Origin of the sequence: Sodalis sp. RH21 (assembly GCF_047324175.1) — a bacterium.
Classification (GTDB): domain Bacteria; phylum Pseudomonadota; class Gammaproteobacteria; order Enterobacterales; family Enterobacteriaceae; genus Acerihabitans.
Genome location: NZ_CP178732.1, coordinates 4878647 through 4892000, shown reverse-complemented (window position 1 = coordinate 4892000; position 13354 = coordinate 4878647). Strand labels below are relative to the sequence as shown.

The window sequence follows — 13354 nt, the reverse complement described above, 5'->3', positions numbered from 1 at the left end:
GAATTATCCTTTGAGTTCTTGTGCAATTGCCAGGTCAACATAAATGTCATCGTCATCATCAAGAACTGGGGCATCAATCTGTTCGTAAGACCAGTCATTAATAGTTTCAATGGCACCGCTCACCATCAAGTTAAACCGTTGGCATAGCTCGGCGACTTCGTTTCTGGGCCATCGTTCTTTTACCAGCAAGTGTTGGTACAGCTGATTATGCGCTTCATCAAGGCCAGAAGCTGATTGCGCAGAAGTGACTACCTGAAGCATTTCTTCGGGTTCGTCCTCAACAAAAATTGTGCTCAGCAACTGATGAACATCTTTCGTGTCGGACTCATGGCGCGCAAGAACATGTTCATTGAGTGAAAATACATTATCTGTGCCTGATGCGGCCGGTGTGGCGGCTAGTGATGTTTTTTCTGCGGTTGACAGGTGATGGATATCGCTGGTTACGGCACTACTATTCATCCCAAGGCTGGCGTAAATTTTTTCCAGCTGCTTAATTTCAGCGGGATCAATTTTTCCATCAGCGCAGGCGACGGTTACGATGACATGACCGATAACAGATTTGTCGTTATCGGTGAGTTTCTCAATTCTGCCTCTCAGGCCAGCCATACTGGCTGGCGTATTAAGCCGCCATATGAGGTAGGCGTGTAATGAGCTTTTTTCCTCCGGTGACAACGCGCTGTTATGATCAATCGTTTTCTCCAGCGCTGCCTGTTCCGATGTATCAATACTTTTATCTGTTTGTGCGATCATAGCACCAAGTCGGAGTGCAACGGAAACCGAAATGAATTCTGCGGAGGGTGAGAAGAACTCGCCGTGCCCTCCGGCAAATAAAACAACATTACCGTCAGGTTCCGGTTTGAAGTGATGGTATCTCATATCCGGTGCTATTCCGTAACCCGCACGTTGTGCGAAATTCTGCATAAGCTCGGCCTCTTTTTTATTAAGCTTATCAGGAACCGGCATGCCTAGACGGGACCAGAAATCAGCGACAGTAGCAAGCCCGGAACTTTCCATAATTTTACCTTCGGCCCAGCTTTTAAACTCCGTAAACATCTGTCCTGCGCTTTCGGTGAGGATTTCATTGGGCAGTAACATAATGGCAGCAATGTCATTTCTTGATGTATCTTTTTTACCGAGGTAGCGGCTGTAAGCATCCAAATCGTTGGTGCAGGATTCTGCAATTTGCATCAATTTTTGTACAGGTGCTCTCAGAACGCTAGGATTAGGAAGATCGGGGAGTTCAATGCTGATCCCCCTGAGCGAATTGCTAGCCGGAGTGTAATCTAACTTGAGTCGGGTCTTGTTGGGCTTAATCACAAGACCCTCACCAAATTTTTTAGCATAACGTTGTTTAAATAGCGTAGCGAACTCCTCTGCACAGCGACGCGCCGGAGTTCGTAGCGTATATTCGGTATAATATTTCACCCACGCCAATGCCAACTCAGTCGGAACAGGTTTCTCCTGGGCGACAATCGTTGCCAAGCGATATTGAAATAGCAATGAGCTTCCTGAAGCAAAATATTCATTTTCATTTTCGATTAAAATTGTATTAGGCCGAAGAAGCGACATGGCTTCCATTAATTGAGTCGCGTAATGCTGGAATGAATTATTTTTTTGAAAAACACTTCGCAATCGTAAAACTTCTTCAAATAAGATTCTGAAATCATTATCGGAGATGTCTTTCTGTTTTCCATCAACCAGTGCCCGGCGTTCTAATCCATAAAAATAGATGAAAGCATAGCCGATAGGGCAGGTAGGATCGCTTCGGTCACTAGCTAGCCAGTCAAGGTAGGCACCACGACCGCATGGAGAGAGTGTCGAATAACTAGGCCAATACCCTAATGAATCATCTTCGTAATGTTTTGGGGCCGTTTGGACAGATAACGCATCGCTAACCAGCGAAGCATCGGAACCATCATTATAAAACTTATTGTATTTTGCCGATAAATTAGCTTTTATCTGTCCCCCAAAATAAAAATTACCACGATTGATAACGATATTTTGGATTTTTACATTTTCTCCGGGGTTTATCCATCGCGCAGGAGCTCTATTACGTTGGGTAGATAAATTTTTTTCTTGTCCGTGACTACCAAGAAATTCAACCGTTAAGCCGTTAACGAGACTGAAAGTTGCAAGCTTGTCATCGTCTAATGCTTGCATCTGCGATGACGAAGTATTAACGCTTTTGACTGATTTAACAGGGTGAGGTGTTGGGCTTACTGTAATTTTTGCAGCGCTGTTTTCACCGTACCGGCTAATTGAGCTAGTTTTTTTCTTTTTGAAAAAGAGAAGATAGATAACGATCAGCGCAGCAAAAAAAATCCAGAATCCCATTCTTACACCTTTAGTAGCTAATGACGCTTTCTCGCATGGTTCCGCAATCGGGAGCTGCGGTAAGGAAACCAGACGACTGATAACAAAATCATACCGTGATGCAGCAGGAGTACAAGCGAAAACCATAACAGATAAAGGGTCTAAACGAGGGGTGACCAACCCCCAACCCCATTTCACCGCTGCGGAACAAAGGGCGCTACGTTCTGGTATGCAGCGACAGCTTTTTTCTCCAGTGAGCTTTCCGTTTCTGTACCTGCTTCCGGCCAATCGTTTCCCAACACAACCCGTCCCGCAAGGGTAAATAGCACGCATTCTGCGCCCTTGCGGGCCGGAACGATGCCGGGAAAGCGAACCGTTAGGCGATACGAAGACGAAAATCACACCACTGACGGAGAAAAAACCATGTCTATTTCCTTGCATATCCAGACCAGCGCCCCTAACACCGCAACGGCGACCAGCGTATCCCCGCTGGAGCAGTCAGGCTCATCAAAAACGAAATGTTCAAAAACCAGAACCGATATTTATCAGACCGTCACCGACAGCATCATTACGGCACTGGAAGCCGGGGTTAAGCCGTGGGCGTGTCCGTGGCAGCGCGCGCCAGGCATGTCCGGGTTACCTACTAATTACGCAACCAATATTGCCTACAGCGGTATGAATATTATGTTGTTGTGGTGTAGTGCTTCAAAACAGGGATTCAATGATTCCCGCTGGATGACCTACAAACAGTCGAAGGTGGCAGGGGGACAGGTTCGTAAGGGCGAGCGCGGAACGACAGCAATTTTCTATACCACGCTGGAAAAGGAAAACGACGAAGGCGGGATCGAGTATATCCCGATGCTGAAAACGTTCACCGTGTTTAATGTTGAACAGATTGACGGCCTGCCCCTGGTGACTGAGCCGGGCAATTCAGCAGAGACGTTCGATGCGCTGCCACAGGCTGAAAACCTGTTCCGGAGCAGTGGCGCAAACATCATCGAGAAAGGACAAAACGCCTTTTTCAGACCGTCTACTGACGAGATTTATTTACCGGAACGACACCTTTTTCCCGAGGCTGCCGATTTTTATGCTACCGGTTTACATGAGCTGATTCACTGGAGCGGCGGCAAGTTGCGATTAAACCGAGAAATGAAAGGGAAGTTTGGCAGTGAGGATTCTGCATTTGAAGAGTTGTGCGCTGAGCTGGGAAGCGCGTTTCTAATGGCTGATTTAGGGATTGCCGGAGAGGTTCAGCATGAAAGCTATATCGCTTCATGGCTGAAGGCGTTGAAAAACGACAAACGCTATATTTTCAAAGCCGCCAGCGCGGCATCGAAAGCGCATCGTTATTTGATGGAGAAGGTTTGAACGGAAATAGGAAATAGAGGAAGACGCAAAGGAATGCGGCTTTAATCCTACATTCACATTCCGGATTATCGGTGCTTACTGTATTTTCTGGTGATGGGAGATATACCGCCCTTTTACTGAAAACCGTTTAAGGGCGTTTAAACACCCCAGAACATGAGATTGATAGCATTTTTGATTTCATCGGCACAATGGCTTACATCCGCGATAATTTCACCGATGACCTCAACGGAAACGCTTGATATTTCAGTTGTCATCAGTCGGTAATCTTCGCCGTCGATGCGGGGGAGCATTCATAATTCTGTGTCACGTTAAAAAATCACTACAACGTAATCACTTTATCGAGGCGACCCTCAAAATAAATCGCCAACTGGGACAATGTCAAATTCCAGCTCTGTATCGGCATTGTCCATTTTTCCTGTGCGTTCATTAACCCCAAATAAAGCAACTTCAACAGACTGTTTTCATTAGGGAATGCGCCTTTGGTTTTCGTCAGCTTTCTGAACTGACGGTGCACCGATTCAATTGCGTTTGTCGTGTATATCACCTTGCGGATCGTCGCCGGATACCGGAAGTAATGCGACAGATTATCCCATTTCCTTCGCCACGACTGGAGCACCACCGGGTACTGCTGACCCCATTTCGCCTCCAGCTCATCCAGCGCCGTTTCTGCCGCCTCCTTTGATACCGCCCGATACACCGGCTTCAGGTCAGCCATAAACGCCTTATGATGTTTTGATGCGACGTATTTTATCGAGTTACGGATCTGATGGATAACGCAGAGCTGGACTTCGGTATCCGGGTAAATGCTGTTTATCGCTTCCGGGAACCCCGTCAGGCCATCCACACAGGCAATCAGAATATCGTCCACGCCACGGTTTTGCAGATCGGTCAGCACCGATAGCCAGAAATTAGCGCCTTCATTTTCAGACAGATACAGGCCCAGGATCTCTTTTTTGCCTTCCAGATTCAGCGCGAGAACCGTGTAAACCGCTTTGCTTTGATAACGTCCGTCTTCGCGGATTTTATAGTGGATCGCATCCAGCCAGACGAAGGGGTATACCGCCTCCAGTGGGCGCTGTTGCCATTGTTTTAACTCAGGAATAACTTTATCGGTGACAGCACTAATCGTGGCGCTGGATACGCTAAAAGCGTATAAATCTTCGATTTCCTGGCTGATATCTTTGTAGCTCATGCCGAGTGCGAACATGCGGATGATCTTGCGTTCGATCTCATCGGACAGCGTGGTCTGATGCTTCTTCACCAGTTGAGGTTCAAAAGAGCCGTTACGGTCGCGGGGAGTGGCGAGTTCAAAAGCACCGGTTGGCGATTTAACTGTCTTTTTGGTCGAACCGTTTTTACGGTTAGCGGCAATATCCTGAGCGAGATGAGAATCCAGCTCAGCAGCCAGCGCTGCTTCCGTTAACTGTTTGATTAATGGAGTTAATATTCCATCTTTTCCCGTTAGGGCTTGGCCATCCTGAAGTGCTTTCAGGGCTTTATCAAAATCGAAGGGCTGGGACATGTATCATTCCTTTTTGTCGGTATTTTACTGGAATGACACAGAATTTCTAACACTCCCCGATGCGGATCAGGGGGAACAAGGTTTTATTCACTTTTTCAGACAGGTGATGCGATGCTATCAGCGGGATGACCATTCGCCGCCCTGGCGTATCGACAATATCACTTTGCACATCGACAAACATTTTGTAATGGCTGGCCCGCTTATACTGATAAACAGTAAATTGCATGATCACCAGTTCCTGTTTTCATCGGCGAAAGAGCCATTCTGGGCGATAAATCTGGCAACTTCCTCCATCCCTTCGTGGTTCTCTTTCTTCCATTGCTCAGCCTTTATGCGACGGGCTTCCTTGCCGATGACTTCATTCACCAGACCAGAAATATTGACGCCGGCAGCATTCAGAACCTGATAATTGTCTTTGTCCACGGTAACGCTGACTCTGTGTTTCATGGTCGTGCTCCTCTCCTGTGCATACTGTGAGTATATACCTTAAGTAATTACTCATCAATCAACCACGCGGCAGGCTTACCGTATGGGTAAACCTGCCAGCATAAAAAGCACTGGCTTAAGCGTAGCGATGCAGCTCCAGTTGGTGCAGTTCGTCGAGGGTATAGACATGAAAAACATGGTGGTGGCGTGCTTCCAGCGGGATATGCTGATGGTTAACGATGACGTGTTTTATGCTGTCGAACAGCAGTTCAATGGCGTGCTTTTTCTGCGGGTCCGGAACGATATAAAAAACGTACATCCAGTATTTATGGGTACGAGCCAGTAAGTGGCTGGCGATGATCGATTGGTAACGGGCTTTGGTTTTCAGACGGCGCTCAGTCTCAATGGCGATGACGGTTCCGCCGGGGAGGGTGATTACCCCGTCCGGACGGTGACTGACCTGATAACGGTTGTGGAAGGTCGTGCGATCACCGTTTACCCACCCGGAAGCGCCTTTTTTCTCCAGAATCAGCCGGGCCGCCTGGTTATCAAGATGATGTTCCAACGTCCAACCGGTAATTTTTGAAGGTTCGAACCGCGCCGGAAAAATAGCATCATCGTGTGTTAAAACGACGGCCAGTCCGTCACTGGTTATTCCCCACAATGAAATTTTCATGGTCCGTGATCCCAGCACATGCTTTTGAATTAACCCCATGCCCTCGACTTTTGACAATAGCGTATACAGTGATTTGTGATCCCTGAAGCCGAAAAGCAGCATCAGCGTTTTAAAATCGCTGTAGGTTTCTTCTTTCAGGAAATTTAACAGTCTCTTTATCCCCTAGGATCATCTATCCTGACACTAGGGGCATTCTTGCCACCCATTCAGCCGTATCGGGGTCCATGACAAAGATGTCTTCACCGGCAAGGATGCTTTGATAAAGCAATATCCCGGTGGCAACCCCTTTATCAGCACCGGTTGTGCCGATAATATCCGCGTGTTGCCTTTGCCAGTCTTTTAACGGGAGATACATCGGTTGTTTCTCCCTGTCCACCACGATAAAGATGCCCTTGCTCAGGTCGATATAATCCAGCGGATCATAATGCAGTGTTTCCGGCAGCAGTGATTTCACCGTGCGCACATCGGTGCGTAGGTGTGTAATTCCCGCTCAAGCGTTGACTTTTTGACGAGCCGTTTTTTTATTTTGTCCGGCTCGGGCGTTAATACCCGTGCAATAGAATAAGGAAAAGAAGGCCTGCAACGGTAAAGGCAATCAGCGCCGAGTCTTATAAAGTTGCCTTCGTATCCGCCCCTGTTCAGATTGCTACAAAACGACGTCTTCCTGAATTTATCCGTTTTAAGTCCACCGGCAGGGGTTAATGAGCGCCCATCCGTTTTCTGCGAGACGTATTACAGATTAGCGTTACACTCTGTTTATCCTGGTAAAATCTCTTGCGGCCCAACGTCGATAACGGTATCGTTAAGCCGCACCTGCAAAATCAGGTGCTGGGATTGGAACCCCGATTAACCTCACTGGCGACAAGACGCCTCCGCGTCTTTTTTTGTCGCGCGTTTAGCTGCACCAAAATTATGGTGGGCCGGGCGGGGGCATCGAAAGATGCGCCGGTGTCAGTGAGGCCGGTAGTTCCAACCCTGTTCGGTCCACCACCCTGAGATTGGAACCTCTGGTGGTGGGAATAGTTTGTTACTCACTGAGGGTGCCTTATGGCTACGATCCCCACTCAAACTCATGCGTTACTTTCCATCCCGTTCGATTCAACCACCGATTTCACCGTTCTGGCCGGCCATTGTGAAAACCTGGCCGACGCTTTGCTGCAAAGCGACGATCCGGCACAGCGCCAAAAGCTCTGCGCACGGCTTGACCTTTGCCTGGCGCAGTTGCGTCCCACGTTGGACGATGCCATTCCATCTCATCTGATTGAAAGCCTGACCGTGGATGACCGGCCCAGGACATCGCCTCGCTTTGAGCCCGATGCCGATTTGCTCTGCGGGTACGGACAGGCGCTGGCGCGGTTGTTGGCGGAGCGTATGCTATCACCGGAGATGGAGCCGGTTCTTGCCGGGCTGCTGTTTGATTTGGTGATGTATTTCGCCGACGAACTGCGCGCGCCGCGCTGGGTACGTACCGCAGACGGGGTAAAATTTATAGAGGAACTGGATATGGTTAAGGAAAACTGAATACCTTGAAAGCAAAAAACCAGCCGTCAGGCTGGTTTCTTTAAATCGTGATTTCTTTAATAAATGGTGCCCGGACTCGGAATCGAACCAAGGACACGGGGATTTTCAATCCCCTGCTCTACCGACTGAGCTATCCGGGCAACGCGCCGCATTAAACCGTATTGACCGCATTTCGTCAATGGATTTATCAAGGATTTATGCGTAATCCCTCTCAATCGCTGCCTTTTCAGGCAAAAACCGGGGCGGTATCAAGTTAACGCCCCATTTTTGCGACACATGGACAGGCGCAAAATATCCTCCGCCAGCCGGCGGGCCACGGAGACGTCCTGGAGCTGGTGTTTAACCAACAATTTGCTCAGGCAACCTTCCAGGATCAGCTCCATCTGCTGGGCTACCATGGTCGGGTCGTCGGCCTCCAACTGCACCAGCAGCTCGCGGGTATAGGCATAAGACGCCTGTTTTTGCCGTTCGGCCAACTGGTGTATCGGATGGTCGGTGGCGGGATAAAAACTACAGGCGGCGACAAACAGGCAGCCCGGGTAGCGCTGCAACCGCACCTGCTCGTCCAGCACCTGGTAGCGCGCCAGCAATTTCTGCTGCGGGTCCAGGGTCTCGTCCAGCAGCAACTGGCTGCGCCAGCTGTCCACCTGGTCGCCGTGATAGCGCAGGCAATCATACAGCAGCGCTTCGCGGTCCGGCCAAAATTGCTCAAGTTCCGTTTGCGGTATGGCCAGTTCCCCGGCAAGCATCTCCAGTGAGACGAGGGTGAAACCTTTTTGTTCCAAAAGGTTCAACGCATGATCAAGTACTTGTTCGCGTTGCACGTATGCCTCCTAAAGCTTGCGATAACCAGTCCCTAGTGTCGTTTACCGGGCGACTTTCTGCAAATGGCGCTGAAAATCATCGGCATTCATAAAGCCGGTTACCCGTGAATCAGGGATTTCCCGCCCCTGACGGTCGAAAAATAGAATCGTCGGCAGCCCCATCACCTGCAATTGGCTTAACAGCGCCTTCTGCTGCGGGGCGTTCGCCGTGACGTCCGCCTGCAATAAAGTCAGTTTACCCAGCGCCTGTTTCACCCCGTCGGCGGGGAACGTATATTTCTCAAACTCTTTGCAGGCGACGCACCAGTCGGCATATAAATCCAGCATCACCGGTTTATCGGGAGCGGCGGCCAGCGCGCGGCCAATATCCGCCACGCTGGCGACGCGGCTGAACGCCGGCGCGGTTGAGGCATTGCCCGGACCGGGGCCCGCCGCCGGCGTAAAAACCCAGTCCTGCAACGGCCGCGCCGCCACCAGCATCACCGCCAGCAGGGCGATTTGCACAATACGGCCGCCGCGATAGCGGCCATGCAGGCTTAACAGAAACGCCCAGCCAAAAAACGCCACCGCCAGCATGCTCCACAGCCGCAAGCCCCAGCTATCGCCCAGGATACGCTCCAGCAAGAACACCGGCAGCGCCAGGATCACGAACCCGAAGCCTTCCTTGACCTGTTTCATCCAGGGGCCGCTGCGCGGCAGCAGCCGGTGGCCGAATAGCGCCACCAGGATCAGCGGCAGCCCCATGCCAAGAGCATACAGATAAAGCGTAATGCCGCCCATGGCCAGATTACCGCGTTGGGCAATATAGAGCAAAATAGCGCTTAGCGGCGCGGTGGTGCACGGCGAGCAAAACAGTCCCGCCAGCGCGCCCATGGCCAGCACGCCAGGCAGCGAGCCGCCGCGCTGGCGGTTGCTCCATAATGCCAGCCGGGTCTGCAAGGCGGGCGGCAATTGCAGGGTGTAGGCCCCGAACATGGATAATGCCAGCAGGATAAACAGCACGGATAAACCGATCAAAATGGCCGGTTGCTGAAGTGCCGCCTGGAACTGCAGCCCGGCGGCGGCCACCGCCATGCCGAGCAGGGTATAGGTAATCGCCATACCCTGCACGTAGACCAGCGCCAGCGCCAGCACCCGCCCGGTACGCAGCGGCGGGGTATTATTGCCGAGGATAATACTGGATATCAGCGGGTACATCGGCAGTACGCAGGGGGTAAAGGCGATGCCGATACCGATAAGCAGCGCCCACAGCGGCGTAAAGGGCAGGGTAGCCGCCGGGGGCCGGGACGCGGTGATGGCGATGCCCGGCGCGGAAACCGGGCCGGCCGCGCTCACCGCCGTCAAGGGGACGACCCGGGTTTCCGGCGGATAACAAAAACCGGCTTCGGCGCAGCCTTGATAGGTGACCCGCAGCGTGGCGCCGTCCGCCGCCTGTTGCAGCGGCACATCCAGTTGCAGCGGGGCGCGGTATACCTGCGTATCGCCGAAAAATTCATCGTGATGGGCTTCCCCCGGCGGCAGCGTCAGGCTGCCGAGCGCGGCGTTAACCGGCTCAAGCTTGATTTGCTGGCGATAGAGGTAGTAGCCGGGGCGGATTTGCCAGCTAAGGCGCAACTGCGGCCCCCGCTGCTGGAAATCAAACTCGAACGCCCGATCCACCGGCACGAACGTGGCGGCGGAGGAATTGCCGAACAGCGCGGCATGGGCGGACGCCGGCGCGAGGCCCAGGCCCAGCCAGGCCAGCAATATTAATGTAATGAAGCGCTTAGCCATGATAAATAGTCTGGATCGCCACCCTGAACGGGTAATACCAGTAACTCCGGGGTTTGATAAGGGTGGTGTTGTTTGATGCACCGGATAAGATCCTGCTGATGCCGGACATGGCTTTTGATCAGCATCTGCACTTCATACTCCTGCTCAAGCTTGCCTTCCCAGATATACAGGGACGTGGCGCCCGGCAGCAGCGTGACGCACGCGGCCAGCTTTTCGCTTAATAATGTGCCCGCCAGCGCCTGGGCGGTGGCCTCGTCCGGGGCGGTGCACAGTACGACGATGGTGCCGTTTTCGGCGGTGCCGTTATCGGTAACGTCAGAATCAATAGCGCCGCTGTCGGCGGATGGGGACGTGCCTTTTCCTGCAGGGAATTTTGCTGCCATGACGACCTCGCGGTGTAACGCCGACCGGCAGTATAACCCGGGCGGCGCGCCGGCAACAGTAATGAAAAAACGTGGGGCGTCAGGATGGCCGGTGGGCGGGGGAACCGTGCCCACCGGCAAAGGGATAACTCATCACGGCAATATTACTTTTGCCCGTTTTCGTCCGTATAGCGCACGGCTTTATAGGTCGGATGCATCAGGTTCTCCAGCGAGAAAATATCATCCAGCTCCGCCGGGGTCAGCAGCCCGCGCTCCAATACGACCTCGCGTACGCTTTTACCGGTTTCAGCACAGATTTTACCGACGATATCGCCGTTATGATGGCCGATAAACGGGTTGAGATAGGTAATAATGCCGATGGAGTTAAACACATAGGCTTCGCACACCTCGCGATTGGCGGTGATGCCGTTAATGCATTTATCCAGCAGGTTATAACTGGCGTTGGTCAGGATATGTACCGATTCGAACATCGCCTGCCCAATCACCGGTTCCATCACGTTCAACTGAAGTTGGCCGGCTTCCGCCGCCATGGTGATGCAGGTGTCGTTGCCGATCACTTTAAAGCAGACCTGGTTGACCACTTCCGGGATCACCGGATTGACCTTGGCGGGCATGATTGATGACCCGGCCTGGAGCTGCGGCAAGTTGATTTCATTGAGGCCGGTGCGCGGACCGGAGGAGAGCAGCCGCAAATCGTTACAGATTTTCGATAACTTCACCGCCAGGCGTTTTAATGCGCTGTGTACCATGACATAGGCGCCGCAGTCCGACGTCGCCTCAATCAAATCTTCCGCCGGCAGCAGGGGCAGATTGGTAATCTCAGCCAGTTTTTGCACCGCCAGCACCTGATAACCGTCGGGGGTGTTGAGGCGGGTGCCGATGGCGGTGGCCCCCAGATTGACTTCCAACAGAAGTTCGGCGGTGCGCAGCAGGTTTTTGTTCTCTTCTTTCAGCAGCACGGTAAACGCGTGGAATTCCTGGCCCAGCGTCATCGGCACCGCATCCTGTAGCTGGGTACGGCCCATTTTCAGTACGGTGGCGAACTCCTGCGCCTTGCGTTCAAATCCTTCGCCCAGCTGGCTGACGGCCTCGACCAATTTGAGGATCGAAATATACACCGCGATACGAAAGCCGGTAGGATAAACGTCATTGGTCGACTGGCATTTATTGAGATGGTCGTTAGGATTAAGGAACTGATACTCCCCTTTCCGGTGGCCCATCAGCTCCAGGCCGATATTCGCCAGGACTTCATTGGTATTCATATTGACCGAGGTTCCCGCCCCGCCCTGGAACACATCGATAGGAAACTGGTCCAGGCAGCGGCCTTTGTCCAATACTTCGTCGCAGGCGGCGACGATGGTATCGGCTATGTCGTGCGGCAGGGTTCTTAGCTCTTTGTTGGCCAATGCCGCCGCTTTTTTCACCATTACCATACCGCGCACAAATTCCGGGATATCGCTGATTTTAGTGTTGCTGATATAGAAGTTTTCAATGGCGCGCAGGGTATGGATGCCGTAATAGGCGTCAAAGGGGACTTCACGTGTTCCCAACAGGTCTTCTTCTATACGAATCGTATTCGCCATGGGGTACTTCCTTAATGAGCGGTGTTTTTAACTGATAGTAAGGGATAATAGTATGAATATTTTATTATCCAGCTTGTTACACTGACAACGTACTTTTAAGCATCATTATATGCTGAGAAAAGATTTGCACTATTAACTTGATCACGGTTATGTAAATCGTTTTCTCGGAAGCGGGAATGGGCTGGCCCGCGCCGGCGACGGATGGGAATGCCGCCGGCGGGCCGGTGATGATGTAAAGTGCGGTAAATAAGGCGGGTTGAAATCGCCGCTTCAGGATACCATTACCATCAGAGCTATTGAAAAAATGCCGGCGCCGCAGCCGGCGGATTGTCGCCTTGGGCGTCCATCCGCCGGGGTTGCCACATCTGGTCCGGCTAAACCAAAGGAGAATTCGGTGCGTTGGATACCATTACTACTGATTTTTGTTGTCGCCTATATCGAGATAACCCTGTTTATCCAGGTGGCGCATATGATTGGCGTGCTTTTTACCATGCTGCTGATCGTCCTGACGTCTTTTATCGGGGTGTCGCTGGTCCGCGCCCAGGGCTTGAAAATCCTGACCCAGATGCAAATCAAAATGGCCAACGGCGAAAGCCCGGCCGCGGAGATGATCAAAAGCGTCTCCGTTTTGCTGGCGGGTTTCTTGCTGCTGCTGCCGGGTTTTTTCACCGATTTTCTCGGCTTGCTGCTGTTGCTGCCGCCGGTGCAGAATTCGCTGACCCTCAAGTTGCTGCCCTATCTGCGTTTTCAGCGTAGCGGCGGCGGTTTCGGCCCGCAGGATGCCGGCGGCGATACCTTCGAAGGCGAATTCAGGCGCAAGGATATTCCCCGCGACCGCATTGGCCATCGTCACGACGACGATAAATAGGCAAAATTTCCTACCCGGGTAACGGCTGGGTAACTTGTTGATATAATGGCTATTTTTTTCGATAAGTGCAAAATATAGCCATTCAGGCAAAAAAATT

At 51.9% G+C, this 13354-nt stretch carries 11 protein-coding genes, 1 tRNA gene and 3 pseudogenes; 3 read left to right on the top strand and 12 right to left on the bottom strand.

What is annotated here, in order from left to right; translation table 11 throughout:
- Nucleotides 1-3: 3 nt before the first annotated feature.
- Nucleotides 4-2334, bottom strand: a complete 2331-nt coding sequence (locus ACL2XP_RS22645) for a TerB N-terminal domain-containing protein (RefSeq protein ID WP_413739263.1) — start codon at nucleotides 2332-2334, stop codon at nucleotides 4-6.
- 402 nt (nucleotides 2335-2736) lie between these two features.
- Between ACL2XP_RS22645 and ACL2XP_RS22640 the strand changes: the two genes are divergently transcribed.
- A complete protein-coding gene (locus tag ACL2XP_RS22640) occupies nucleotides 2737-3681 on the top strand; it encodes an ArdC family protein (RefSeq protein WP_413735495.1) in 945 nt (314 codons plus the stop codon).
- A gap of 137 nt (nucleotides 3682-3818) precedes the next feature.
- On the opposite strand, the pseudogene ACL2XP_RS22635 reads toward ACL2XP_RS22640, so the two are convergent.
- The 6 genes and pseudogenes from ACL2XP_RS22635 to ACL2XP_RS22610 all read right to left on the bottom strand — a co-directional run.
- Nucleotides 3819-3959: pseudogene (locus tag ACL2XP_RS22635) on the bottom strand (CcdB family protein); the annotation flags it as partial.
- Between the two features lie 41 nt (nucleotides 3960-4000).
- Nucleotides 4001-5203, bottom strand: coding sequence for an IS256 family transposase (locus ACL2XP_RS22630; protein WP_413734178.1), 1203 nt, complete (start codon nucleotides 5201-5203; stop codon nucleotides 4001-4003).
- 52 nt (nucleotides 5204-5255) lie between these two features.
- Nucleotides 5256-5429 (bottom strand): annotated as a pseudogene (locus ACL2XP_RS22625) (CcdB family protein); the annotation flags it as partial.
- A gap of 2 nt (nucleotides 5430-5431) precedes the next feature.
- Entirely contained in the window at nucleotides 5432-5650 is a 219-nt protein-coding gene (gene ccdA / locus ACL2XP_RS22620) for a type II toxin-antitoxin system antitoxin CcdA (protein WP_132925580.1), read from the bottom strand.
- Between the two features lie 115 nt (nucleotides 5651-5765).
- Nucleotides 5766-6464, bottom strand: coding sequence for a MobC family replication-relaxation protein (mobC, locus tag ACL2XP_RS22615; RefSeq protein ID WP_413739262.1), 699 nt, complete (start codon nucleotides 6462-6464; stop codon nucleotides 5766-5768).
- Nucleotides 6465-6495: 31 nt separating this feature from the next.
- Nucleotides 6496-6910, bottom strand: a pseudogene (locus ACL2XP_RS22610) (MFS transporter); the annotation flags it as partial.
- Nucleotides 6911-7352: 442 nt separating this feature from the next.
- On the opposite strand from ACL2XP_RS22610, the gene ACL2XP_RS22605 reads away from it, so the two are divergent.
- Nucleotides 7353-7826, top strand: coding sequence for a hypothetical protein (locus ACL2XP_RS22605; protein WP_413735494.1), 474 nt, complete (start codon nucleotides 7353-7355; stop codon nucleotides 7824-7826).
- 64 nt (nucleotides 7827-7890) lie between these two features.
- On the opposite strand, the gene ACL2XP_RS22600 is transcribed toward ACL2XP_RS22605, so the two are convergent.
- From ACL2XP_RS22600 to aspA, 5 genes are all read right to left on the bottom strand, one after another.
- A tRNA-Phe gene (locus ACL2XP_RS22600) sits at nucleotides 7891-7966 on the bottom strand.
- A gap of 108 nt (nucleotides 7967-8074) precedes the next feature.
- Nucleotides 8075-8650, bottom strand: coding sequence for a division control transcriptional repressor DicD (dicD, locus tag ACL2XP_RS22595; RefSeq protein WP_413735493.1), 576 nt, complete (start codon nucleotides 8648-8650; stop codon nucleotides 8075-8077).
- Nucleotides 8651-8692: 42 nt separating this feature from the next.
- Complete coding sequence (locus ACL2XP_RS22590; protein ID WP_413735491.1) at nucleotides 8693-10423, bottom strand: protein-disulfide reductase DsbD; 1731 nt, start codon at nucleotides 10421-10423, stop codon at nucleotides 8693-8695.
- Nucleotides 10399-10806: a divalent cation tolerance protein CutA gene (gene cutA / locus ACL2XP_RS22585; RefSeq protein ID WP_413735489.1), complete on the bottom strand. Its 408-nt coding sequence runs from the start codon at nucleotides 10804-10806 to the stop codon at nucleotides 10399-10401. Before cutA ends, ACL2XP_RS22590 begins: the two co-directional genes overlap by 25 nt.
- Nucleotides 10807-10949: 143 nt before the next feature.
- A complete protein-coding gene (aspA, locus tag ACL2XP_RS22580; protein ID WP_413735487.1) occupies nucleotides 10950-12389 on the bottom strand; it encodes an aspartate ammonia-lyase in 1440 nt (479 codons plus the stop codon).
- A gap of 394 nt (nucleotides 12390-12783) precedes the next feature.
- Between aspA and ACL2XP_RS22575 the strand changes: the two genes are divergently transcribed.
- Nucleotides 12784-13257 (top strand): FxsA family protein, encoded by a 474-nt coding sequence (locus ACL2XP_RS22575; protein ID WP_413735486.1) that lies wholly within the window; start codon nucleotides 12784-12786, stop codon nucleotides 13255-13257.
- Nucleotides 13258-13354: the final 97 nt, after the last annotated feature.

What these genes read in the sequence shown, in the direction of transcription:
- cutA (WP_413735489.1), bottom strand. Translation starts at nt 10,806, where the DNA reads ATGGCAGCAAAATTCCCTGCAGGAAAAGGCACGTCCCCATCCGCCGAC.
- ACL2XP_RS22640 (WP_413735495.1), top strand. Translation starts at nt 2,737, where the DNA reads ATGTCTATTTCCTTGCATATCCAGACCAGCGCCCCTAACACCGCAACG.
- ACL2XP_RS22645 (WP_413739263.1), bottom strand. Translation starts at nt 2,334, where the DNA reads ATGGGATTCTGGATTTTTTTTGCTGCGCTGATCGTTATCTATCTTCTC.
- aspA (WP_413735487.1), bottom strand. Translation starts at nt 12,389, where the DNA reads ATGGCGAATACGATTCGTATAGAAGAAGACCTGTTGGGAACACGTGAA.
- ACL2XP_RS22630 (WP_413734178.1), bottom strand. Translation starts at nt 5,203, where the DNA reads ATGTCCCAGCCCTTCGATTTTGATAAAGCCCTGAAAGCACTTCAGGAT.
- ccdA (WP_132925580.1), bottom strand. Translation starts at nt 5,650, where the DNA reads ATGAAACACAGAGTCAGCGTTACCGTGGACAAAGACAATTATCAGGTT.
- ACL2XP_RS22590 (WP_413735491.1), bottom strand. Translation starts at nt 10,423, where the DNA reads ATGGCTAAGCGCTTCATTACATTAATATTGCTGGCCTGGCTGGGCCTG.
- ACL2XP_RS22605 (WP_413735494.1), top strand. Translation starts at nt 7,353, where the DNA reads ATGGCTACGATCCCCACTCAAACTCATGCGTTACTTTCCATCCCGTTC.